At 67.8% G+C, this 22,459-nt stretch carries 15 protein-coding genes; 13 read left to right on the top strand and 2 right to left on the bottom strand.

Annotation, left to right across the window (positions count from 1 at the left end):
- Window positions 1–11 precede the first annotated feature (11 nt).
- Window positions 12–2,177 carry a hypothetical protein gene (locus AC07R7_RS12780; RefSeq protein ID WP_494635399.1) on the top strand — a complete coding sequence of 722 codons (2,166 nt, stop codon included), beginning with the start codon at window positions 12–14 and terminating at the stop codon, window positions 2,175–2,177.
- Between the two features lie 15 nt (window positions 2,178–2,192).
- Here the strand turns inward: AC07R7_RS12780 and AC07R7_RS12775 are convergent, their stop codons facing one another.
- On the bottom strand, window positions 2,193–2,933 hold the full coding sequence (locus AC07R7_RS12775; protein ID WP_494635398.1) for a LytTR family DNA-binding domain-containing protein: 741 nt from the start codon (window positions 2,931–2,933) through the stop codon (window positions 2,193–2,195).
- Between the two features lie 146 nt (window positions 2,934–3,079).
- Here AC07R7_RS12775 and AC07R7_RS12770 point away from each other — a divergent pair, with 146 nt between their 5' ends.
- The 12 genes from AC07R7_RS12770 to AC07R7_RS12715 all read left to right on the top strand — a co-directional run bounded on the left by AC07R7_RS12770 (window position 3,080) and on the right by AC07R7_RS12715 (window position 21,533).
- The gene (locus tag AC07R7_RS12770) at window positions 3,080–3,640 is read left to right on the top strand and encodes a DUF2306 domain-containing protein (protein ID WP_494635397.1); all 561 of its coding nucleotides are present in this window, start codon (window positions 3,080–3,082) and stop codon (window positions 3,638–3,640) included.
- A 154-nt stretch (window positions 3,641–3,794) separates the two neighbouring features.
- Complete coding sequence (locus AC07R7_RS12765; protein WP_494635396.1) at window positions 3,795–4,484, top strand: TetR/AcrR family transcriptional regulator; 690 nt, start codon at window positions 3,795–3,797, stop codon at window positions 4,482–4,484.
- A gap of 200 nt (window positions 4,485–4,684) precedes the next feature.
- Window positions 4,685–6,925 carry a TonB-dependent receptor gene (locus AC07R7_RS12760; protein ID WP_494635395.1) on the top strand — a complete coding sequence of 747 codons (2,241 nt, stop codon included), beginning with the start codon at window positions 4,685–4,687 and terminating at the stop codon, window positions 6,923–6,925.
- Window positions 6,926–7,014: 89 nt separating this feature from the next.
- Window positions 7,015–8,343, top strand: a complete 1,329-nt coding sequence (locus AC07R7_RS12755) for a spinster family MFS transporter (RefSeq protein ID WP_494635394.1) — start codon at window positions 7,015–7,017, stop codon at window positions 8,341–8,343.
- An 84-nt stretch (window positions 8,344–8,427) separates the two neighbouring features.
- Window positions 8,428–11,802, top strand: coding sequence for a glycosyltransferase (locus AC07R7_RS12750; protein ID WP_494635393.1), 3,375 nt, complete (start codon window positions 8,428–8,430; stop codon window positions 11,800–11,802).
- Window positions 11,803–11,875: 73 nt separating this feature from the next.
- Window positions 11,876–13,501, top strand: coding sequence for an alpha/beta hydrolase (locus AC07R7_RS12745; RefSeq protein WP_494635392.1), 1,626 nt, complete (start codon window positions 11,876–11,878; stop codon window positions 13,499–13,501).
- 63 nt (window positions 13,502–13,564) lie between these two features.
- Window positions 13,565–14,251 (top strand): hypothetical protein, encoded by a 687-nt coding sequence (locus AC07R7_RS12740; protein ID WP_494635391.1) that lies wholly within the window; start codon window positions 13,565–13,567, stop codon window positions 14,249–14,251.
- A 278-nt stretch (window positions 14,252–14,529) separates the two neighbouring features.
- Entirely contained in the window at window positions 14,530–15,729 is a 1,200-nt protein-coding gene (gene sucC / locus AC07R7_RS12735; RefSeq protein ID WP_492887101.1) for an ADP-forming succinate--CoA ligase subunit beta, read from the top strand.
- Window positions 15,730–16,614 (top strand): succinate--CoA ligase subunit alpha, encoded by an 885-nt coding sequence (sucD, locus tag AC07R7_RS12730; RefSeq protein WP_492836516.1) that lies wholly within the window; start codon window positions 15,730–15,732, stop codon window positions 16,612–16,614. It abuts the gene before it with no gap.
- Between the two features lie 176 nt (window positions 16,615–16,790).
- Window positions 16,791–19,754 carry a 2-oxoglutarate dehydrogenase E1 component gene (locus AC07R7_RS12725; RefSeq protein ID WP_494635390.1) on the top strand — a complete coding sequence of 988 codons (2,964 nt, stop codon included), beginning with the start codon at window positions 16,791–16,793 and terminating at the stop codon, window positions 19,752–19,754.
- A 57-nt stretch (window positions 19,755–19,811) separates the two neighbouring features.
- A complete protein-coding gene (gene odhB / locus AC07R7_RS12720; protein WP_494635389.1) occupies window positions 19,812–21,038 on the top strand; it encodes a 2-oxoglutarate dehydrogenase complex dihydrolipoyllysine-residue succinyltransferase in 1,227 nt (408 codons plus the stop codon).
- Window positions 21,039–21,188: 150 nt separating this feature from the next.
- Entirely contained in the window at window positions 21,189–21,533 is a 345-nt protein-coding gene (locus tag AC07R7_RS12715; RefSeq protein ID WP_494635388.1) for a DUF3088 family protein, read from the top strand.
- Here AC07R7_RS12715 and AC07R7_RS12710 read toward each other — a convergent pair.
- Entirely contained in the window at window positions 21,530–22,216 is a 687-nt protein-coding gene (locus tag AC07R7_RS12710; protein WP_494635387.1) for an AcvB/VirJ family lysyl-phosphatidylglycerol hydrolase, read from the bottom strand. The genes AC07R7_RS12715 and AC07R7_RS12710 overlap by 4 nt on opposite strands.
- Window positions 22,217–22,459: the final 243 nt, after the last annotated feature.

Here is a 22,459-nt window from a genome sequence, read left to right as displayed (position 1 = left end):
GAGGTTGAGTCATGGCTACGCTTCAAGTTCTGAAATCCGCTTACAGCGACGTCTCGCGTCTCCCGTTCGCCAACATCCCCGCGGCGGACCTGACCACTCTGCAGACCCTGGCCGGGCGCGTCGACGCCTCGACCCTGAGCCTGGCCGACGCGCGCACCGAGATCGGCAAGCTGGTGACCGCGTCCACCACGGTGGCCAATCTCTCGTACAACTTCTTCACCGGGGCGACGCCGACGGCGCTTGGCCTGGACTATCTGATCTCGCCGAACGGCGGGAACCCCAACAACCTCAACTCGGCCTACTACCAGTCGTTCTCGGCCGAGAACCGCTTCATCAACTTCGCGGTCAATCTGGGGAAGAACGGCGCGGGCAAGGACGCCTTCACCGCCGCCTATGGCGCGCTGGACCTGGCCGCCGCGGCGACCAAGGCCTATGGCGAGATCTTCGGCTTCGCCCCGGCGGCGGGGCTGATCGACACCATCCTGACCGCCCAGGTGCCCAACGGCCTGGGCGGGACCTTCACCCGCGCGGAGTACTTCGCCTACTACGGCGGCGACGGCGCGAACGGCCTGGGGACCAAGGGCGCCCTGGTCGGCTTCCTGCTGGCCGTGGCCGCCAACGAGCATATCGGCGTCTACGCCAAGGCCAACGACGCCTTCCTGGCCGACCTCGCCAATGATGGCCAGGCGAGCTTCAACACCAGCCTGGTGGGGACCTATGGCGAGCAGCCGACCTACGCGGCCGGCGCGACCATCGCGGTGACCGACACCCAGAGCGTCTCGCCCGACGCGACCAATGCGGCCCTGCGCTCGACGACCAACAACGACACGGTCACGGGAACGACCAACAGCGGCGCGATCCTCGTCAGCGGCGGCCACGACACCGTCACCTTCTCGGGCGCGGTCGGCGGCTATATCGACGGCGGCGACGGCAACGACACGATCAGCGTCGGTCAGCTGAACGCCGCGGTCGACGTTCTGGGCGGCGCGCCGAACGGCAAGATCAGCGGCGGCGCCGGCAACGACCTGATCACCGTCGGCAAGATGATCAACGGCGCGATCATTGACGGCGGGGCGGGCGACGACACCCTGGTGATGGGCGCCGACACCGACCTGTTCGACAAGACCCAGATCACCAATGTCGAGCACCTGGTGCTCGAGAACTTCAAGCTGTCATTCACCTCGCCGACCCTGGGCGCGACCACGGTCATGCCGCTGGTGGCCACGAACTACACAGGCCTGCAGGACGTCACCCTGAAGTCGTCGATCTCGACGCGGATCGACAACCTCGCCCAGAACGTGGCGCTGAAGATGGACGGGGTCACCGGCGGCACGCTGAAGGTCAACTACCACGTCGACCTGGTGATCACCGGCATGTCCTCGGCGCAGGTCGGGGCCCCTGTCGTGAACGCCTATCTGAACAACGTCACCAGCAGCAACGCCACGCCGACCCAGCTGGTGGTCACCGGCAATGACGGGGCGCTGGTCGTGCACGTCCAGAGCGACAGCACGCTGGCCCTCATCAACTCCCAGACCGTCGACGGGCCTTACTCCAACGGCAAGGTCGTCGTTGTCGGGACCGGCCACCTGACCGCCAACTTCATCGGCAGCGAGGGCGGCTACAACCTCACGACCCACAACCTGGACGCCTCCAGCTCGGCGGGGATCGACGTCCTTGGGATCGGCGGCTCGGGCGGCGTCCCGAATACCGTCGTGCTGTCGGCCTACAATGACAGCGTGGCCGCCGACCTGCTTGGGGCGTCCGTATCGACCTTCACCCTGGGCGCGGGCTCGGACGTCTTCAAGCTGTACGAGAACGGCGTCTCCGCGCCGCGCTTCTCGAACCTTAGCGTCGCGAACAACAAGGTGACGACCTTCGCCACCCTCACCGACTTCGAGAAGGGCGTGGACCACGTCGATCTGGGGACGGTGATCCCGGCGGTGACCACCGGCATCAGCGCCGGCTCCGCCACCACCCTGGAACAGGCGCTGATCAACGCTTCCAGCCAGGTGTCGGCCAACGGCACGGGTGTCTTCGAGTGGAACGGCGACACCTACATCTACCACCAGGACGCCACGGTCGGGGTCAACACCGGCGACGGCCTGATCCGTCTGGTGGGCGTCACCGGCCTGACCGTCGGGACTGGTGCGGGCGGCGTCGACATCCACTTCGGCTAGGCGAAGGCGGGCTGATCAGAACCAGCCGGCTTCGCGCAGGGCCTTGGCGTAGGCGCGGCTGACGGGCGCCTCGACGTCGCCCTTCAGTCGCAGGGTCGCCCGGCCGTCGCCGCGCCGGGCGACCTCGACCGCCGCCTTGGCCACCCACCACGAGCGGTGGGTCTGGGCCCCCTCGATGCCCTCCAGTTCGGCCACGGCGTCGGACAGGCGCATCAGGATCAGGTCCTGGCCGCGCGAGGTGTGCAGGCGCAGATAATGGTCCTCGGCTTCGACGGCGAACAGCTCGGCGCCGCGCAGCTTGGCCGGCAGGCGGTCCAGGAAGCGCGGGGCCGGGGCGCCCGTCGGCGCCGCGTGGGTCTGGGCGGGGTCGCGCTGGACCAGGAAGTTCAGGGCCGTCATCGCCGCGGTGACGATGAACACCGGGACCAGGTAGCGGGGCAGGGTCTCCATCCGGATCCCGCGCTGGAACACGCTCTCGCTGACGAACCACACAAAGGCCGTGAACGGCAGGGTGATGGCGATGACGGTCAGGGCTCCGTAAAGCCAGGGGGCGCCGTCTGCGCGGCCGTCGCGGCCGATCACCTGGGTGACGCCCGTGCCCACGACCGCGCCGGCGACGCACAGTCCGACCCAGTAGACCAGTCGCGTGAGCAGCGGCGCCTGGCCCGAGCCCAGGGCGCCGATCAGCGCCAGGAACACGCCGGCCCCGCCCGACACCAGATAGCCGCGCACCGCCTCGCGTGAAGTCAGCGCCATTCGCGAAGCGTGAACGGCGTCCTCCAGCCGCTCACGAAGGGACGGCGGCGATTGGCGCAACGGCGATTGAGACAAGAGAACGCCCACTCCAACAAGGCTTTCGACGGCGAGACGAACCCGCCGGACCGAACCGGGAGTGAAGGAAGATGGATGAGAACGGCAAGTCAATCGCTCTGGCGGCGCTTCGCAACGACACCCTGAGAAACGCCGCCGTGGGCGTCGTGCTGGCGGTTGGCGTGGTCGGCGTCGCGGCTACTGGCATGTTCACCGACCTCGCGGGCTATGCCGCGCGCATTCCGTTTCATCCCCACGCGCCCGACCTGTCGCGGATCGCGGCAGCGCCCGCCGTCATCAGGCTGCACCTGCTCTCGGCCCTGACCGCCCTGGTCATCGGCGTCGCGCTGATGATGCGGGTGAAGGGCACGGGCCTGCACAAGCTGCTGGGCTGGACCTGGGTGCTGGCCATGGGGACCACGGCGGTCAGTTCGCTGTTCATCCGCGAGCTCAACCACGGCGCCTTCAGCTTCATCCACCTGCTGTCGGGCTGGACCATCGTCGGCCTGCCGGGCGCCGTCTACGCCGTCAAGCGCGGCAGGGTCGCCGCCCACCGCCGGGCCATGACCGGCATGTTCACCGGCGGCCTGCTGCTGGCCGGCCTCTTCGCCTTCATCCCCGGCCGCCTGCTCTGGACCGTGTTCCTGGGCTGACCCTCTGGCGGGCGCCCGTGGCCTTGCCGGTGACCTTCCACGGGGTGTTCGCCCAGGCCTAGAGAGCAAGCTTGGATAACAAGGGTCCCTTGCCAGGTCCGCCGGGATGCGCCTATCCGAGGACGGAGCGCAACCACGGCGGACCTCGACTTTCATGACCGCAACCAAGACCCGCGCCAGCGGGCGGGGCCGTCCGTCCAAGGCCAAGGGACTGGATCTCAAGGAAACCATCCTCGACGCCGCCGAGGGGCTGTTCGCCCGTCACGGCTTCCACGGGGTGACGACGCGCCAGGTGGCGGCCGAGGCCGGCGTCGACACGGCGCTGATCCACTATTATTTCGGCGCCAAGCGCGAGCTGTTCGACGCGGTGTTCCTGCGCCGCGCCGAGATCCTGAACCAGGCCCGCGAGGCGTCGATGAACGCCTATGTGGCGGCGCACGACGCGGGGTCCATGACGGTCGAGGGGGTGATCGAGGCGTTCATCGATCCGCTGCTGCGCATCTCGCGAGAGGGCGGGGCCGGCTGGAAGAGCTACTTCGTCCTGGTCGCCCAGGTGAACAACACCCCGGCCTGGGGCGGCGAGACCATGACCCGCTTCTTCGATCCGGTCGTTCACCAGTTGGTCGAGACGCTGAAGATCGTCCGGCCGGAGGCGGCCTATCGCGACCTTTACTGGTGCTACCAGTTCCTGACCGGCTCGATGATGCTGTCGCTGTCCGAGACGGGACGCATCGACTCGCTGTCGGAAGGCGAGTGCCGTTCCAGCGACCTGGAAGCGGTTCGCCGGCGCCTGTTCTCGTACTGCGCGGCCGGCTTCGAGGCGGTGATCGCCAAGGCCCTCTAGCAAGATCCTCCCCCACGTGCGGGGAGGCATCATCCGTCCCCGATCCTTTTTTCATCACCTGATGAAAAAGTACTGGCGTCCGGCGCCGGTTCGGGTGATGGTGCCTGCAATTCGCTGTTCGATGAAATGGCGAACCCCGAGCACGCGTCCGCATAAGACGGATCCGGCTCGGACGGGCGGAACGCAAGGGAGGGAACCCCATGACTTCGATGTGGAAGGCCGCGCTGTTGGCTGGCGCGGCGTGGAGCACGATCGCGGGCGTCGCGTCGGCGCAAGAGGCTCCGGCGGCAAGCGGCAACGTCTCGGTCGACGAGGTGGTCGTCACCGCCCGTCGTCGCGAGGAAAACCTCAAGGACGTGCCGGTGGCCGTGTCGGCCTTCTCGGCCGAGAAGCTGGAACGCTCGGGCGGCACGGACATCACCGTGCTCTCGCAGACGACCCCGAACATCACGGTGCAAACCGCCCGTGGCTCGAACTCGACCCTGATCAGCTACATCCGCGGCGTCGGCCAGCAGGATCCGCTGTGGGGCTATGAGCCCGGCGTCGGCCTCTATGTCGACGACGTCTACATCTATCGCCCGCAGGGCGCGGTTCTGGACATCTTCGACATCGAGCGCATCGAAGTGCTGCGCGGCCCGCAGGGCACGCTGTACGGCCGCAACACCATCGGCGGCGCCATCAAGTACGTGACCAGGCGCCTGGGCGACGAGGCCGGCGCCAAGGTCCGCGCGACCTATGGCAGCTACAACCAGACCGACTTGATGGTCTCCGGCCAGACGCCGGTCGGCGGCGGCCTGTCGGTCGGCGGCGCCTACGCCCTCTACAAGCGCGACGGCTATGGCAAGAACCTGACCACGGGCGCCGACCAATACGACAAGGACGTCCAGGCCTACCGCCTGAGCGCCGAGTACAAGCCGACCGAGGACCTGTTCTTCCGCCTGGCCTATGACAAGGTCGTGGACAAGTCGAACCCGCGTCATGGTCACCGCGAGACCCTGCCGACCGTCGGCGCCTATCCGATCCTCGGCATCTACGACACGCAAGCCGGCCTGGGCGACAAGAACCGCGTCAAGACCGAAGGCCTGTCGCTGACCGGCCAGTGGGACGCCACCCAGAACCTGACGTTCAAGTCGATCACCGCCAACCGCAAGGGTCATACCCAGACCCTGATCGACTTCGACGGCACCCCGCTGCCGACCCTGGACGTGCCGGCCACCTATGACGACCGTTCGTTCTCGCAGGAACTGCAGGCCGTCTATGCGGACGAGAACGTTCAGGGCGTCTTTGGCCTGTACTACATGAACAGCCAGGCTTCGGGCGAGTTCGACACCATCGCCGGCAACCTGGGCGTCTCGATCGCCGACGGCGGCAAGGTCAACACCCAGAGCTTCGCGGCGTTCTTCGACTTCAGCGCCAACCTGACCGACCGCCTGAAGGTTTCGCTGGGCGCCCGCGCCACCCGCGACCACAAGCGCGCCAACGTGTTCCGCTTCTTCTATCTCGGCGCCACGCCGTCGCCGTACCAGGGCGGCACGAACCGTCCGATCCTGCAGGTGCGCACCAACTATGACGCCGCCCGCACGTTCGAGCAGTTCACGCCCCGCATCTCGGTCTCGTACGAGCTCAGCGACGACCTGAACACCTACGCTTCGTTCTCGAAGGGCTACAAGTCGGGCGGCTGGGACATGCGCGGCGACGCGTTCATCACCCCGCAGACGACCCAGGGCTACCTGCCCGAAGTCGTGAAGACCTACGAAGCCGGCCTGAAGGGCTACGCCCTGGATCGCCGCGTCTCGTTCTCGTCGGCGATCTTCCTGTCGAAATATACCAACCAGCAGGTCACGACCCAGGTCGTGGTGCCCTCGGGCATCGCCAGCTCGGTCGACAACGCCGGCGCCTCGACCCTGTACGGCGCCGAGTTCGAAGCCAGCGCCAAGTTCAACCAGCACCTGACCGGCAATGTCGCGCTCGGCTACATCCACGCCAAGTACGACACCTTCAGCCGCTTCGTGCCGGCCGGCGCGCCGAACCCGTTGAACCCGTCGACGGTCCTGGCCACCGGCCAGGTGATCAACGTCGCCGACCTCTACGGCTTCCAGAACACGCCGCAATGGACGGGCAATGTCAGCCTGACCTGGCGCGCGGACCTGGCCGGCGGCGACATCGCCATCACCCCGATGGTCAGCTACCGCGACAAGTACCAGCAGTTCGAACAGCCGCTGCCGGCCCTCGACCAGAAGGCCTTCACCCTGGTGGACCTGACGGCGATCTGGACCGCTCCGGGCGGCAAGTACAAGCTGGCCCTGACCGGCAAGAACCTGACCAACGAGAAGTACCGCACCGGCGGCTACAACTTCGGGGCGCCGACCTACAACAACTCGGTGATCGGCTTCTACGGCCCGCCGCGCACCGTCGCCGGCTCGATCGAGGTGGCGTTCTAATTATCTAGGCGACTTAGCTCGGGCGGGACTTGCTGCAACAAGTCCCGCCCTTTCTTTATGTAGACACAGGCAGTGGCGTAGGGGCGGCGATGAGCGAGCAGCAGCAGACGGAAGCGAAGACGCAGCAGGGCTCGGGCTATCGCTACGTGGTCCTGGCGATGCTGATCCTGGCCTACACCTTCAACTTCCTGGACCGGCAGATCCTCGGCATCCTGGCCAAGCCGATCAAGGACGAGTTCGGCCTGACCGACGCCCAGTTCGGCCTGATGGGCGGCCTGGCCTTCGCCCTGCTCTACACGACCCTGGCCATCCCGATCGCCTGGCTGGCGGACCGCTTCAGCCGCGTCTGGATCATGACGGCCGCCCTGACCCTGTGGAGCGGCTTCACTGCCCTGTGCGGCGTGGTCGGCAGTTTCTCGCATCTCTTCCTGGCCCGTATGGGCGTGGGCATCGGCGAGGCGGGCGGCGTGGCTCCGGCCTATTCGCTGATCTCGGACTATTTCCCCAAGCACCAGCGCGCCCGGGCCCTGGCGGCCTACGCGTTCGGCATCCCGCTGGGCACGGCGGCCGGAACCCTGGTCGGCGGTCTGCTGGCCGTGCACTACGGCTGGCGCACGGCCTTCATCGTCGTCGGCGCGATGGGGGTGGTGCTGGCCCCGATCTTCCGCCTCGTCGTCCGCGACCCGCCGCGCGGCGGCGCCGATCGCGCGCCGAACGCGCCGCCGGTCGCGCCGGCTCCGGCCGCGCCGCTGGGCGAGGTGGCCCGTCTGCTGGCGGCCAAGCCCAGCTTCTGGCTGCTGGCCCTGGGCGCGGCGGCGTCGTCGGTCTGCGGCTATGGCGTCGCCGCCTGGCTGCCGTCGTTCTTCATGCGCAGCCTGGGCCTGACCCTGTCCCAGACCGCCTGGTACTATTCGGGCATCGCCTTCCTGGGCGGCGTGGTCGGCATCTGGATGGGCGGCGTGATGGCCGACCGCCTGGGCGCCAAGTCCAAGGCCGGCTACCCGCTGACCCCGGCCGTGGCCTTCCTGATCTCGGTCCCCTGCTTCCTGCTGGCCATGAACAGCGGATCGCTGGTCGGCGGTTTGGGCGGGACCGCGTCCCTGGCCCTGGCCTTCGTGATCTTCCTGGTCCCCACGGGCCTGAACCTGGCCTGGCTGGGTCCCGTCACGGCGGCCGTGCAGCACCTGGCGCCCGCGCCCATGCGGACGACGGCTTCGGCCCTGTTCCTGCTGATCAACAACCTGCTGGGCATCGCCGTCGGGGTCTATTATTTCGGCGCCATGGCCGACTTCCTGAAGCCGACCTTCGGGGCGGAATCCCTGCGCTGGGCGATCTATACCGGCATGGGCTTCTACCTGCTGGCGGCCCTGCTGTTCTTCCTGGCCTCGCGCCGCCTGGACCGGGATTGGGTGGAGTAGGGCGCGGTCGCTAGCCGCATCACGGTATAGCGCCACGGTTCGGTCAATTTCGGGTATCAAAGGGCGCGAAACCAGAGCGCCAGCATGACTCCCGAAGACCGCCACATCTTTCACGACCCCTCCGGCAAGCGGGAGCGCCGGGCCAAGCTGGTGCTCGGCGTCGTCATCTCGCTGGTCGCCGCGATCGTGGCCGGCTTCGTCGCCACCCTGGCCTTCGCCCCGCGGCTGCCCAAGGCGCCGCTGAAGGACCCGCACGTCCTGACGTCGCTGCACCAGGAAACCCCGCGCAAGACCAAGGTCGTGAAGTCGTGGCGCCGCGTGCCCCGGCCTCCCGCCGTGAAAGGCGAGGCCGGGCCCAGCGACGCCGCCCATCCGCTGTCGGTCGGCTTCTACGTCGCCTGGGACGAGGACAGCCGCGAGTCCCTGCGTCGCAACATCGACAAGCTGGACGTGGTCTCGCCGCAGTGGGTGGCGATCAACGGCGCCAAGGGCGACATCAGCCTGGTCGACGACGCCGAGGGCGTGGCGCGGATCGCCAATGCGCCGAATAAACCGGCCGTCCTGCCGCTGGTCCACAACTCGGCCAACGCCGCCTTCGACGGTCCGCTGGCCGATGCGCTGCTGACCGACCCGGCCGCCCGCGCCAAGCTGATCAACAATCTGAAGGTCCTGGCCGACCAGCATGGCTACGGCGGTTACGTCTTCGACTTCGAGGCGCTCTCCGCCAAGGGCCTCAACGCCTATCCGCTGTTCCTGAACGAGGCCCGCGCCGCCCTGGCGGCGACCGGCCGCGAGGTCTGGGTCACCGCCCCGTTCGACGGGGAAGGCTGGCCTCTGAAGCGTCTGGAGCAGGCCTCCGACACCCTGGTGCTGATGGCCTATGACGAGCACTACGCGCTCGGCGATCCCGGCCCCAACGCCGGCCAGGACTGGTACGAGACCGAGCTGGAAAAGCGCTTCGCCCGTCTCGACCCAAACCGCGTGGTGCTGGCCCTGGGCGCCTACGGCTATGACTGGACGCTGAACAAGGACGGCTCGCGGTCGTCCGGCGCGCCGACCACGTTCCACGAGGCCATGCGCAACGCCCAGGACGCCGGGGCGACGATCCGCATGGACGATAACGCCCTGAACCCCACCTATCAGTACACCGACGACAACGGCGACGAGCACGTCGTCTGGTTCCTGGACGCCGTCACCCTGTTCAACCAGATCAAGGTGTCCGACGCCTGGAAGCCGCGCGGCTACGGCCTGTGGCGGATGGGCATGGAGGATCCGGGCGTCTGGTCGCTACTGGGCAAACCCTACGGCAAGGCCTCGGCCAGCGGCCTCACCACCCTGGCCAACGGCCAGGGCGTCGACTTCGACGGCGGCGGCGAGGTGCTGCGCGTGGCCCAGTTGCCCACGCCCGGCAAGCGCAGCCTGGAGTTCGATCCCGACACCGGCCTGGTTTCGGGCGAGAGCTACGACGTCATTCCCAGCAGCTATGTGATCGAGCGCTATGGCCAGAAGAAAGGTCTGGTGGCCCTGACCTTCGACGACGGCCCCGATGGCCGCTGGACGCCGAAGATCCTGGACATCCTCAAGCAGAAGAACGCGCCCGCGACCTTCTTCGTGATCGGCCAGAACATGCAGCGCCGTCCCGACCTGGTGGAGCGCGAGGTGGCCGAGGGACACAATGTCGGCGGCCACAGCTGGACCCACCCCAACATCGCCGAGACGCCGCTGCCGCAGGTGCAGGTCGAGCTGAACGCCACCCAGCGCCTGTTCGAGGTGCTGACCGGCCGCTCGATGCGTCTCTTCCGCCCGCCGTTCTTCGGCGACGCCGAGCCCTCGACCCCGCACGAAGTGGCCCCGCTCGTGATCGCCCAGACCCTGGGCTACATGACCGTGGGCCTGCGCATCGACCCGGACGACTGGCAGAAGCCCAGCCCGCAGACGATCATCGACCGCACGCTGGAGCGCCTCGACAACCCGGGCGATCGTCCGGGCCAGGTGGTGCTGCTGCACGACGCCGGCGGCGACCGCAGCCGCACCGTGGCGGCCCTGCCGGGGCTGATCGACCAGATCCGGGCCCGCGGCTACCGCCTGGTCACCATCGGCGAACTGGCCGGCATGAACGCGCAACAGGTGATGCCGCCAACCTCGCGCACGGCGGCCGATCTGTTCCTGGACCGCCTGGGCTTCGACTTCTTCCGCTGGGCCCAGGCCACGATGACCTGGCTGTTCATCACGGCGATCTTCCTGGGCGTCGCGCGGCTGGTGTTCCTGGCCAGTCTCGCCCTGGTCCACCGCTTCTGGACCCACGAGGAGCCGGCCGATCTCGATAGCCAGAACGGTCCGCTGGTCTCGGTGCTGATCCCCTGCTTCAACGAGGAGAAGGTGATCGCCGCCTCGGTGGCGCGGATCCTGGAGAGCGACTGGAAGAACCTCGAAGTGCTGGTTCTCGACGACGGCTCCAAGGACCGCACGGCTCAGGAGGTGCGCGACCATTTCGCCGATGATCCGCGCGTGACGCTGCTGTCGTTCGAGAACGGCGGCAAGGCGCGGGCGGTCAATCGCGGCCTGGCCGTGGCCAAGGGCGAATATGTCGTCGCCCTGGACGCCGACACCCTGTTCCCGCCCGAGACCATCGGCCGCCTGGCCCGCTGGTTCCAGGATCCGGACATCGGCGCGGTGGCCGGCAACGCCATCGTCGGCAACCGGGTCAATATCGTCACCCGCTGGCAGGCGCTGGAATATGTCACCGCCCAGAATCTGGAGCGCCGGGCGCTGTCGGCCCTGGGCGCGGTCACCGTGGTGCCCGGCGCCGTCGGGGCGTGGCGCAAGAGCGTGCTCGACGCGCTGGGCGGCTATCCGTCCGACACCCTGGCCGAGGACCAGGACCTGACCATCGCCTGCCAGCGCGCCGGCTGGAAGGTCGCCTTCGATCCCGAGGCCCGCGCCTATACCGAGGCCCCGGACACCGTCGGCGGCCTGCTGAAGCAGCGCTTCCGCTGGTCGTTCGGCACGCTGCAGTGCGTGTGGAAGCACCGCAAGGCGATGTTCAGCACCAAGACTCCGGTGCTGGGCTTCGTGGCCCTGCCGCAGATCTGGCTGTTCCAGATCATCCTGGCCGTGGCCGCGCCGCTGGTCGACTTCGCCGTCATCTGGAGTCTGATCAGCGGTCTCTATGGCGCGGTCGCCCACCCCGTGGAATGGCGCCCGGACGACATGCTGCTGGGCCTGACCTACTGGGCGATCTTCATCGCCGTCGACCTTTCGGCCGGCGCCCTGGGCATGGCCCTGGAGAAGCGCGCGCCCTGGGCCGACCTGCCCTTCCTGCCGGTGCAGCGGTTCGGCTATCGCCAGCTGATGTACTATGTCGTGGTCAAGTCGGTGGTCATGGCCATTCGCGGCGGCCGGGTCGGCTGGGGCAAGCTGGAGCGGCGCGGGTCGGCGTCCGTGGGCGCGAACGGCTAGGCTTGCCAGCCTTGCGCCGGCATGGCCAATCTCTCGCCCAGTTTTTTGGGGCCAAGTTTTGGGGGGAGCGACCATGCGGGCGATGATCAGGGGTGGGATCGTAACGGCGGCGATGCTGCTGGCGGTGAGTGGCGCTCAGGCCTGGGCGGCCGACGGCCATCCGATCCTGCAGGTCCAGGTGGGAGCCCAGATCCAGGGACCGGTCTCGGGCCGCCTGCTGGTCTTCGCCCAGCCCCTGGCCACGGCCAAGGCCGGCGCCAGGGACGGCGTGATCGAGAGCGTCGAGGCCAATCCGTTCGAAGGCCAGGGCCAGGTCGCCGCGCGCGAGGTCGGCACGGTCGGGGCCGGCGCCACGGTCGAGATCGACCTGGACGGCGTCGCCGCCCCGCAAGTGTTCTCCAAGCTGCCGCCGGGCGAGTACGCGGTCCAGGCCGTGCTCGACCAGAACCACAGCTACAACTACGGCGGCCGGGGCGGCGGCGACCTGGTCAGTCCGGTCACCACCGTGACCCTGCCGCTGGCCGCCGGGACCAGGCTCGTCCTGGACAAGGTCGAGCCGGCCTACGATCCCTTCAACCTGCCGGCCAGTGCGCCCAAGGACGCCGCGGCGCGCCTCGCCGCGGCCAAGCCGCACATCGCGCCGGTGAACTTCGTCAGCCCGGCGCTCAGCGGCTTCTTCGGCCGGCCGATCACCATGAAGGGCTGGATCCTGACCCCGCCCGGCTACGAGACCGGCAAGGATCGCTATCCGACGGCCTACTACACCCACGGCTTTGGCGGCTCGAACGAGCACCTGGTCAGCCAGGCGACCCGCATGTACGACCTGATGGCCAAGGGCGAGGCCCCGCCGATGATCTGGGTCTATCTGGACGAGAGCAGCGCCACCGGCACCCACGAGTTCGCCGACAGCCTCAACAACGGTCCCTGGGGCAAGGCCCTGACCGAGGAGCTGATCCCGGACCTGGAAAAGCACTGGCGCATGGACGCCAAGCCTACGAGTCGTTTCCTCAACGGCCACTCCTCGGGCGGCTGGGCGACCCTGTGGCTGCAGACCCGCTATCCGAAGGTGTTCGGCGGAACCTGGTCGACCTCGCCGGACCCCAGCGATTTCCACGACTTCACGGGCGTGGACCTCTACGCCCCCAACGCCAACGTCTACTACAAGCCGGACGGCTCCTTGCGTCCCATCGCCCGCGACCACGACAAGGTGCTGGCGACGCTGAAGGACATGGTCGCGCTGGAAGAGGTTCTAGGCGAGTACGGCGGCCAGTTCGGCTCGTTCGACTGGGTGTTCTCGCCGCGCGGTCCGGCTGGCCGGCCGCTGCCGATGTTCGACCGGGCGACCGGCGCGGTCGATCCCGCCGTCGTCGCCTACTGGAGCCAGCACTACGACATCGCCGCGCGGCTGAAGGCGAACTGGCCGGCGCTGAAGCCCGACCTGGACGGCAAGGTCCGCCTAATCGTCGGCACGGCCGACACCTTCTATCTGGACGGTTCAGCCCGCAGGCTGGAAGCGGTGATGAAGGGGCTCGGGGCCAAGACCGACTTCCGCTACCTGAAGGACAAGACGCACGGCGACCTCTACCAGGTCGGCGACGACCGCCAGGCCCTGATGAAGCAGATCGCCTGGGAGATGTACGCCGTGGCCCGGCCGGGCGCGAAGCCTCCCGCGCCGATTCCCGCCGCGCCCAGAGGTTGAGATAACGCCGATCTGTGGCAAGCTGCGCCGGGTCGCCTAGCCGGCGCTCGGGGGGAACTTGCCATGAAGTCTTTCGCTATCGCCCTTTCACTCGCTGTCGCGCTCGCGGCGACCGCCCCGGCCCAGGCCGCGCCGCCGGCCGGGACCGAGAAGGTCAAGTTGTCGGGCAAGAAGGGGCCCAGCCTGTTCCGGCCCGGCTTCCAGCTGGGCGAGTACGACGGCGACGCCACGGTCAAGAGCAGCAAGAGCTCGGTGACCGGCGTCTTCGAGGGCGGCAAGGCCAGCGTCGAGATGACGGTCAACGGCCCGGGCCTGGGCCCGGTCGAGGTGGCCTGCGGCGGCGGCCAGAGCCGGCTGGGCCTGGGCTGGATCACCTTCGACCGCGACAAGCTGCAGTTCTTCTGCACGCTCTCGGGCCCCGGCGCGGGGGCCGACGCGACCTTCGCCCTGGCCAGCGCCAAGGGCGGCGGCCTTCTCAAGAACCTCCAGCAGCCGCAGCGCGCCGCCGAGCTGCGCTTCGGCGGCCTGAACATCCGGGCGCGCACGGAACAGGTCGGCGGCCTGCCGATCGGCGGCGGGGCGACGATCGGCTACGTGTTCAGTCGCGACGGGGTCGACATCGGCGGGGTGGACCTGGCCGCCATGCAGCCGACCGCCTACCTGCCGCCCAAGGGCTCGAAGGATCGTGACGCGGTCGCGGTGCTGTCGCTGATCCTGATCTTCTTCAAGGACCCCGGCCGCCAGCGGTGATCCCGCGATGATCTCGCCTTGATCTGGGCGCCAACGGCTGACGCGATCCATGACACCGGGGGACAACTGTTCCGGCGCGAGATTTTGTGACCGGTAACAGCTACGCGGGGTCAAGGGCTTCCCGTGCCCTGAGCGCCCAGATGCCCGGCGCGGGTGTCTCGTCGGACAAGATAAGCACGCAAGCCCTCACCTTATCGTCTTCGTGCGGTTGCGCCTGCGAAATAGCGCTCCTATAACCCGGCCACATTTCAGAAAGCCGTCGTCGAGACCGGGCCCTCATGAACATCCACGAACATCAAGCCAAAGCCGTACTCGCCGAGTTCGGCGCTCCCGTGCCGCGCGGCTTCGCCGCCTTCACTCCGGATGAAGCCGCCGCCGCCGCCGAAAAGCTCGGCACGCCGGTCTTCGTCGTGAAGAGCCAGATCCACGCCGGTGGCCGCGGCAAGGGCAAGTTCGAGGGCCTGGGCCCCGACGCCAAGGGCGGCGTCCGCGTCGTCAAGTCGGTCGAAGAGGTCCGCACGAACGCCCAGGAAATGCTCGGCCGCGTGCTGGTGACCCACCAGACCGGCCCCAAGGGCAAGCAGGTCAACCGCCTCTACATCGAAGAAGGCGCGGCGATCGCCAAGGAATTCTACCTGTCGCTTCTCGTCGACCGCGCCTCGAGCAAGGTCTCGGTGGTCGCCTCGACCGAAGGCGGCATGGACATCGAGGACGTCGCTCACTCGACCCCCGAGAAGATCCACACCTTCACCATCGACCCGGCGACGGGCGTGTGGCCGACCCACCAGCGCGCCCTGGCCAAGGCCCTGGGCCTGACCGGCGGTCTGGCCAAGGAAGCGGCTTCGCTGCTGACCCAGCTCTATACGGCGTTCATGGCCAAGGACATGGCCATGCTGGAGATCAACCCGCTGATCGTGACGGCGGATGATCACCTGCGCGTCCTGGACGCCAAGCTGTCGTTCGACGGCAACAGCCTGTTCCGTCACCCGGACATCAAAGCGCTGCGCGACGAGAGCGAAGAAGACCCCAAGGAAATCGAAGCCAGCAAGTACGACCTGGCCTATATCGCCCTGGACGGCGAAATCGGCTGCATGGTCAACGGCGCGGGCCTGGCCATGGCCACCATGGACATCATCAAGCTGTACGGCGCCGAGCCGGCCAACTTCCTGGATGTCGGCGGCGGCGCCAGCAAGGAGAAGGTCACCGCGGCCTTCAAGATCATCACCGCCGATCCGGCCGTGAAGGGCATCCTGGTCAACATCTTCGGCGGCATCATGCGCTGCGACATCATCGCGGAAGGCGTCATCGCCGCCGTGAAGGAAGTCGGCCTGCAGGTTCCGCTCGTTGTCCGCCTGGAAGGCACCAACGTCGAACTCGGTAAGAAAATCATCTCGGAAAGCGGCCTGAACGTCATCGCCGCCAACGACCTGTCTGACGGCGCCGAAAAGATCGTCGCGGCCGTGAAGGGTGCTCGCTAAATGTCGATCCTCATCGGTTCTGAAACCAAGGTCATCTGCCAGGGCATCACCGGCGCCCAGGGCACGTTCCACTCCGAACAGGCCATCGCCTACGGCACCAAGATGGTCGGCGGCGTCACGCCGGGCAAGGGCGGCCAGACCCACATCGGCCTGCCGGTGTTCGACACGGTCGGCGAAGCCAAGGAAGCCACCGGCGCCGACGCCTCGGTGATCTACGTCCCGCCGCCCTTCGCGGCCGACTCGATCCTGGAAGCCATCGAAGCCGAGATCCCGCTGATCATCTGCATCACCGAAGGCATCCCGGTGCTGGACATGGTCAAGGTCAAGAAGGCGCTGCAAGGCTCGCGTTCGCGCCTGATCGGCCCGAACTGCCCGGGCGTCCTGACGCCGAACCAGTGCAAGATCGGCATCATGCCGGGCGGCATCTTCTCGGCGGGCTCGGTCGGCGTCGTGTCGCGTTCGGGCACCCTGACCTATGAAGCCGTGTTCCAGACCACCAATGCGGGCCTGGGCCAGACCACGGCCGTCGGCATCGGCGGCGACCCGGTCAAGGGCACCGAGTTCATCGACGTGCTGGAACTGTTCCTGGCCGACGAAGCCACCAAGTCGATCGTCATGATCGGTGAAATCGGCGGCGCGGCCGAGGAAGAAGCGGCCCAGTTCCTGAAGGACGAAGCCAAGCGCGGCCGCAGCAAGCCCATGGTCGGCTTCATCGCCGGTCGCACGGCCCCTCCCGGCCGTCACATGGGTCACGCCGGCGCCATCGTTTCGGGCGGCAAGGGCGGCGCCGAGGACAAGATCGCGGCGATGGAAGAAGCGGGCATCCGCGTCTCGCCTTCGCCGGCCAAGCTGGGCGAGACCCTGCTGGAAGTCCTGAAGGGCTAACTAGACACCGAAACCCCGCCTCGCGCGGGGCCCAGGTTTTTTGCGACCGCCAGTCGACGATCCGAAAAAATCACCTGGGCCCCGCCGTTCGACGGGCGCCCGGGCGATTGAGAGACTATATTTACGGGCTATGCGGTAGCGCTCCCGTAGAGCATCCGGATCTAAGGCGAAGAACGATGGCGGACGACGCAGGCATCATCAACCAGGTCTTGACCGAGACCAGCTTCCTCTACGGCGCCAACGCGGCGTTCGTGGAGGATCTCTACGCCCAGTGGGCGGAGAACCCTGGATCGGTCGAACCTTCGTGGAACGCCTTCTTCGCCAGCCTCGCCGAGCAGGCCGACCAGGTTAAGCGCGCCGCGCAGGACCCGACCTGGACGCCCAAGAAGGTGCCGTCCGTCCGTCCCGACTGGCTGTCGGCCCTGGACGGCCAGTGGGCCAGCGTCGCCCCCGCCGTCGAAGCCAAGATCGCCAAGGCCGTCGAGGGCAAGGCCCCCGGCGCCTCCGCCGAGGCCGTCCGCGCCGCCACGCTGGACAGCCTACGCGCCATCATGATGATCCGGGCCTACCGGATGCGCGGTCACCTGGCCGCCAATCTCGACCCGCTGGGCCTGGAGCCGCCGAAGCCCGCCCCGGAACTGGATCCGGCCACCTACGGCTTCTCGGACGCCGACTACGACCGGCCGATCTTCCTCGACTTCGTCATGGGCATGGAAACCTCGACCATCCGCGAGATGCTCGAGATCCTGCGCCGCACCTACTGCGGCAATGTCGGCGTGCAGTACATGCACATCTCGGATCCGCACGAGAAGGCCTGGCTGCAGGAGCGCATCGAGGGCCGCGACAAGGAGATCGTGTTCTCCAAGGAGGGCAAGGTCGCCATCCTGAAGAAGCTGATCGAGACCGAGGGTTTCGAGAAGTTCCTGCACAAGCGCTTCCCCGGCACCAAGCGCTTCGGCCTGGACGGCGGCGAATCCATGGTCCCGGCCATGGAGCAGATCATCAAGCGCGGCGGCGCCCTGGGCGTGAAGGACATCGTCCTGGGCATGCCGCACCGCGGTCGCCTGAACGTGCTGGCCGCCGTGATGGGCAAGCCCTACCACGTCATCTTCCACGAGTTCCAAGGCGGCTCGTCGGTCCCCTCGGACGTCGAGGGCTCGGGCGACGTGAAGTATCACATGGGCGCCTCGTCGGACCGTGAGTTCGACGACAACAAGGTCCACCTGTCGCTGACCGCCAACCCGTCGCACCTGGAAATCGTCAACCCGGTCGTGATCGGCAAGGCCCGCGCCAAGCAGGCCTTCACCCTGCGCGAACAGCCGGACGCCGGTCGTGGCCACGTGTTGCCGCTGCTGCTGCACGGCGACGCGGCCTTCGCCGGCCAGGGCGTGGTGGCCGAGTGCTTCACCCTGTCGGGCCTGAAGGGCTACCGCACGGGCGGCACCATCCACTTCATCGTCAACAACCAGATCGGCTTCACGACCAGCCCGCGCTACTCGCGCAGCTCGCCTTATCCCAGCGACATGGCGCTGATGGTCGAAGCCCCGATCTTCCACGTGAACGGCGATGATCCGGAAGCCGTCGTCTTCGCCGCCAAGGTCTCGACCGAGTACCGCCAGAAGTTCGGCAAGGACGTGGTCATCGACATGGTCTGCTACCGTCGCTTCGGTCACAACGAAGGCGACGATCCGACCATGACGTCGCCGATCATGTACGCCAAGATCAAGGGCCACCCGCCGACCCGCGAGCTCTACGCCAACCGCCTGATCGGCGAAGGCGTGATCAGCCAAGCCGAGTCGGACGCCTGGGTCAGCGAGTTCGAGAAGTTCCTCGACGCCGAGTTCGACGCCGGCAAGACCTACAAGGCCAACAAGGCCGACTGGCTGGACGGCAAGTGGAAGGGCCTGGCGCTGCCGGGCGACGAAGAGCGTCGCGGCAAGACCGCCTTCCCCAAGACCCGCCTGCTGGAAATCGGCCGCCAGATCACCACGATCCCGGATCGCATCAACGCCCACAAGACCGTCAAGCGCGCCATCGACAATCGCCGTGAAGCGATCGAGAAGGGCGAGGGCATCGATTGGGGCACCGCCGAGCACCTGGCCTTCGCCACCCTGCTCGACGAGGGCTTCCCGGTCCGCCTGTCGGGCCAGGACTCGGTGCGCGGCACCTTCACCCAGCGCCACTCGGACGTCATCGACCAGACGACCGAGGAGCACTACACGCCGCTGAACAACATCCGCGCCGGCCAGGCCCACTATGAAGTGATCGACTCGGCCCTGTCGGAAGAGGCGGTGCTGGGCTTCGAATACGGCTTCTCGCTGGCCGACCCGAACACCCTGACCCTGTGGGAAGGCCAGTTCGGCGACTTCGTGAACGGCGCCCAGGTCGTCATCGACCAGTTCATCAGCTCGGGCGAACGCAAGTGGCTGCGGATGAGCGGCCTCGTCATGCTGCTGCCGCACGGCTATGAAGGCCAAGGCCCCGAGCACAGCTCGGCCCGCCTGGAGCGCTTCCTGCAGTCGTGCGCGGAAGACAACATGCAGGTCGTCAACTGCACGACGCCGGCCAACTACTTCCACGCCCTGCGTCGCCAGATGAACCGCGAGTTCCGCAAGCCGCTGATCGTGATGGCCCCCAAGAGCCTGCTGCGCCACAAGCGCGCCGTCTCGAACCTGGACGACTTCGCCGAAGGTTCGGCCTTCCACCGCGTGATGGTGGACGGCGCGGAAGCCGGCTGCGACGTCGGCGGCGTCACGCTGAAGAGCGACGACCAGATCAAGCGTGTCGTCATCTGCTCGGGCAAGGTCTATTTCGACCTCGTGGACCATCGCGCCAAGACCGGCCGCGACGACGTCTATCTGCTGCGTCTGGAGCAGTTCTATCCGTGGCCGATGCGGTCGCTGATGAACGTGCTGAGCCGCTTCAAGAACGCCGACCTGGTCTGGTGCCAGGAAGAGCCCAAGAACATGGGCGGCTGGACCTTCGTCGATCCGTGGCTGGAGCTGACGCTCGACAAGCTGGACATCAAGGCCAAGCGCGCCCGCTATGTGGGTCGCCCGGCCTCGGCGTCCACCGCCGCGGGCCTGATGAGCCGCCACCTGAAAGAACTCGAGACGTTCCTCAACGAGGCCTTCGCTTAAGCGTCGGACTTCGTCTTTAATTTCGCCGGACCAAACAAGAGAGACCTGGAAAGCCCCATGGCCGACATCATGACCCCCGCCCTCGGCGAATCCGTCACGGAAGCGACGGTCGCCCGCTGGACCAAGAAGGCCGGGGAGGCCGTGAAGAAGGACGAGATCCTCGTCGAGCTGGAAACCGACAAGGTCAGCCTCGAAGTGGCCTCGCCCGCCGACGGCGTGCTGTCGGCCATCGGCGCCGAAGAAGGCGCGACGGTCGTTCCGGGCACGGTCCTGGGCGTGGTGACCGAAGGCGCGACCGCGTCGGCCGCTCCGGCCGCCGCCCCGGCTCCGAAGGCCGCCGCTCCGGCTCCGGCCCCCGCGCCGACCCCGGCTCCGGCGCCCGCTCCGGTCGCCGCCGCCCCGACCGCCGCCCCGGTCAGCCCGGCGCCGGCCCGGATCGCCGCCGAGGCGGGCCTTGACCTGTCGAAGGTCGCGGGCACCGGCAAGGACGGTCGCGTGACCAAGGGCGACGCCCTGGCCGCTCTGGAAGCCCGCGCCGCGGCTCCGGCCCCGGCCGCCGCTCCGGCCGCGCCACGCGCCCTGCACGAGCGCGAAGAACGCGTGAAGATGACGCGCCTGCGTCAGACGATCGCCCGTCGCCTGAAGGAAGCCCAGAACACCGCCGCCATGCTGACGACCTTCAACGAGGTCGACATGAGCGCGGTGATGGCCCTGCGCGCCCAATACAAGGACATCTTCGAAAAGCGCCACGGCGTGAAGCTGGGCTTCATGTCCTTCTTCACCAAGGCCGTGGTGGCCGCGCTGAAGGCGATCCCGGACGTCAACGCCGAGATCGACGGCACGGACATCGTCTACAAGAACCACTACGACATCGGCGTCGCCGTCGGCACCGACAAGGGTCTGGTGGTTCCGGTCGTCCGTGACGCCGACGCGCTGAACCTGGCCGAGATCGAAAAGGCCATCGGCGTCCTGGGCAAGAAGGCCCGCGACGGCCAGCTGTCCATCGAGGACATGCAGGGCGGCACCTTCACGATCACCAACGGCGGCATCTACGGTTCGCTGATGTCGACGCCGATCTTGAACGCGCCGCAGTCGGGCATCCTCGGCATGCACGCGATCAAGGAACGCGCCATGGTCGTGGGCGGCAAGATCGAGGTCCGTCCGATGATGTACCTGGCCCTGTCCTACGACCACCGGGTCGTCGACGGCGCCGGCGCCGTGACCTTCCTGGTCAAGGTCAAGGAAGCCCTGGAAGACCCGCAGCGCCTGCTGCTGGACCTCTAAGAGACTTTGAGAAGCCCGCCCTTACCGGCGGGCTTCTTCGCTTCAAGCGCGCCAGGCGAAAGTGTGTGCGGTTTCGCCGCCTGGTGCGCGCTACTCAAAGAGGCCCCGCGCGCTATGCGTCGGGGCCGTTTTGCTTTCCGGGAGACCGTCATGGCCAAGGACACCCTCTATCTGCTGCCGATGGGCTTCGACAAAGAGGGCCAGCAACGCTTCTGCCCAGACTGCGCGATGATGGAAGGTTACCTGGCCGCCTATCCGCGACTGCGCGACGTCCTCGACATTGTCCGCGTCGACTACCCTCGCCCGCGCCCGGCCCTGGTCGAGCGCCTGGGCGAAGAGCACCAGAACGCCCCCACCCTGATCCTTGGCGAGGCCTCGCCCGACGCCGGCCCGCACGGCGAGATCCAGTCGGCCAACGGCCTGAGTTTCCTCAGCGACGCCCGCCCGATCACGCGGTGGCTTGCGGCGAAGTATGGACTGCCCGCGCCGCTCTAGCGGCTGGCCTTCAGCACCGCCGCGCCGAGCGTGGCGTAGTCGCGGTTGAAGTGGTGGTCGCCGCGCAGGCGGACCTTGGTGACCTCGGCGTCGGGCAGGCTGGCGCAGATATCGGCCTTTTCCTGGTCGCCGTAGACGCAGGTGATCTTCAGGCCGTTCAGCGCGGCGATGGCCGGGCTGACCGGAAACGAGTCCGGCGTGGCGATGTTGAGCCAACTGGCGGGGTGGAACTGCAGGTCGCCGTGCGGGCCCGCGCCGATCAGCACCAGATGGCCGATGTGGCCGCGGACGTCGGCGGGCAGTTGCGGGATGATCGCCGGCAGGGCGTCGGCCCCGAACGAATAGCCGATCAGCGTCACCTTCGAGCGGCCCCACAGGCGCTCGTACGATCGCAGGGCCTGGGCCAGGTCGGCGGCGGCGCCGGCGGGCGAGCGCTTGGTGGTGAAATAGCTCAGCGAATTGACGCCCAGCGTCGGCACGCCGTTGTCGGCCAGATATTGGGTCACGCCCTGATCCAGGGCCGCCCAGCCGCCGTCGCCCGAATAGAACACCGCCAGCGTGTCGCCGGCCTTGCCGCTGGCGACCGGGATCTGGTCCAAGCCAGACGCCGAGGCGGCGAGGGGCGCCGCGGCGCTGAGCGTGACGGTGGCGAGGGCGGCGATGAGACGGGCGCGAAGGGTCATGCTGGTATGACGCCACCGAGCCGTGGCGCTCTCCAGGCGAGCTGATGTCAAGCTTGTGGCGGTCCCCGCGGCGGGTCGTCGCGCCGGGTTTGGACAAGTCGGCCATTCTCCTTGGTTTTCAAGGCCGCGGGCGTCGAAAGCGGGTTCCGTTTTGGGCCGCATGCCTCTAAGGAACACGCGCCTCCAGAGGTCTGACAATTGGCCGGCGAGGCCCCATATTTGTCCGGCGCCGTTCTCCGGCGC

The sequence above is a fragment of the Caulobacter sp. GW821-FHT05F04 genome (assembly GCF_059419665.1).
This window is presented reverse-complemented; position numbering and strand designations above follow the sequence as displayed.

What these genes read in the sequence shown, in the direction of transcription:
- AC07R7_RS12780 (WP_494635399.1), top strand. Translation starts at nt 12, where the DNA reads ATGGCTACGCTTCAAGTTCTGAAATCCGCTTACAGCGACGTCTCGCGT.
- AC07R7_RS12775 (WP_494635398.1), bottom strand. Translation starts at nt 2,933, where the DNA reads ATGGCGCTGACTTCACGCGAGGCGGTGCGCGGCTATCTGGTGTCGGGC.
- AC07R7_RS12770 (WP_494635397.1), top strand. Translation starts at nt 3,080, where the DNA reads ATGGATGAGAACGGCAAGTCAATCGCTCTGGCGGCGCTTCGCAACGAC.
- AC07R7_RS12765 (WP_494635396.1), top strand. Translation starts at nt 3,795, where the DNA reads ATGACCGCAACCAAGACCCGCGCCAGCGGGCGGGGCCGTCCGTCCAAG.
- AC07R7_RS12760 (WP_494635395.1), top strand. Translation starts at nt 4,685, where the DNA reads ATGACTTCGATGTGGAAGGCCGCGCTGTTGGCTGGCGCGGCGTGGAGC.
- AC07R7_RS12755 (WP_494635394.1), top strand. Translation starts at nt 7,015, where the DNA reads ATGAGCGAGCAGCAGCAGACGGAAGCGAAGACGCAGCAGGGCTCGGGC.
- AC07R7_RS12750 (WP_494635393.1), top strand. Translation starts at nt 8,428, where the DNA reads ATGACTCCCGAAGACCGCCACATCTTTCACGACCCCTCCGGCAAGCGG.
- AC07R7_RS12745 (WP_494635392.1), top strand. Translation starts at nt 11,876, where the DNA reads ATGCGGGCGATGATCAGGGGTGGGATCGTAACGGCGGCGATGCTGCTG.
- AC07R7_RS12740 (WP_494635391.1), top strand. Translation starts at nt 13,565, where the DNA reads ATGAAGTCTTTCGCTATCGCCCTTTCACTCGCTGTCGCGCTCGCGGCG.
- sucC (WP_492887101.1), top strand. Translation starts at nt 14,530, where the DNA reads ATGAACATCCACGAACATCAAGCCAAAGCCGTACTCGCCGAGTTCGGC.
- sucD (WP_492836516.1), top strand. Translation starts at nt 15,730, where the DNA reads ATGTCGATCCTCATCGGTTCTGAAACCAAGGTCATCTGCCAGGGCATC.
- AC07R7_RS12725 (WP_494635390.1), top strand. Translation starts at nt 16,791, where the DNA reads ATGGCGGACGACGCAGGCATCATCAACCAGGTCTTGACCGAGACCAGC.
- odhB (WP_494635389.1), top strand. Translation starts at nt 19,812, where the DNA reads ATGGCCGACATCATGACCCCCGCCCTCGGCGAATCCGTCACGGAAGCG.
- AC07R7_RS12715 (WP_494635388.1), top strand. Translation starts at nt 21,189, where the DNA reads ATGGCCAAGGACACCCTCTATCTGCTGCCGATGGGCTTCGACAAAGAG.
- AC07R7_RS12710 (WP_494635387.1), bottom strand. Translation starts at nt 22,216, where the DNA reads ATGACCCTTCGCGCCCGTCTCATCGCCGCCCTCGCCACCGTCACGCTC.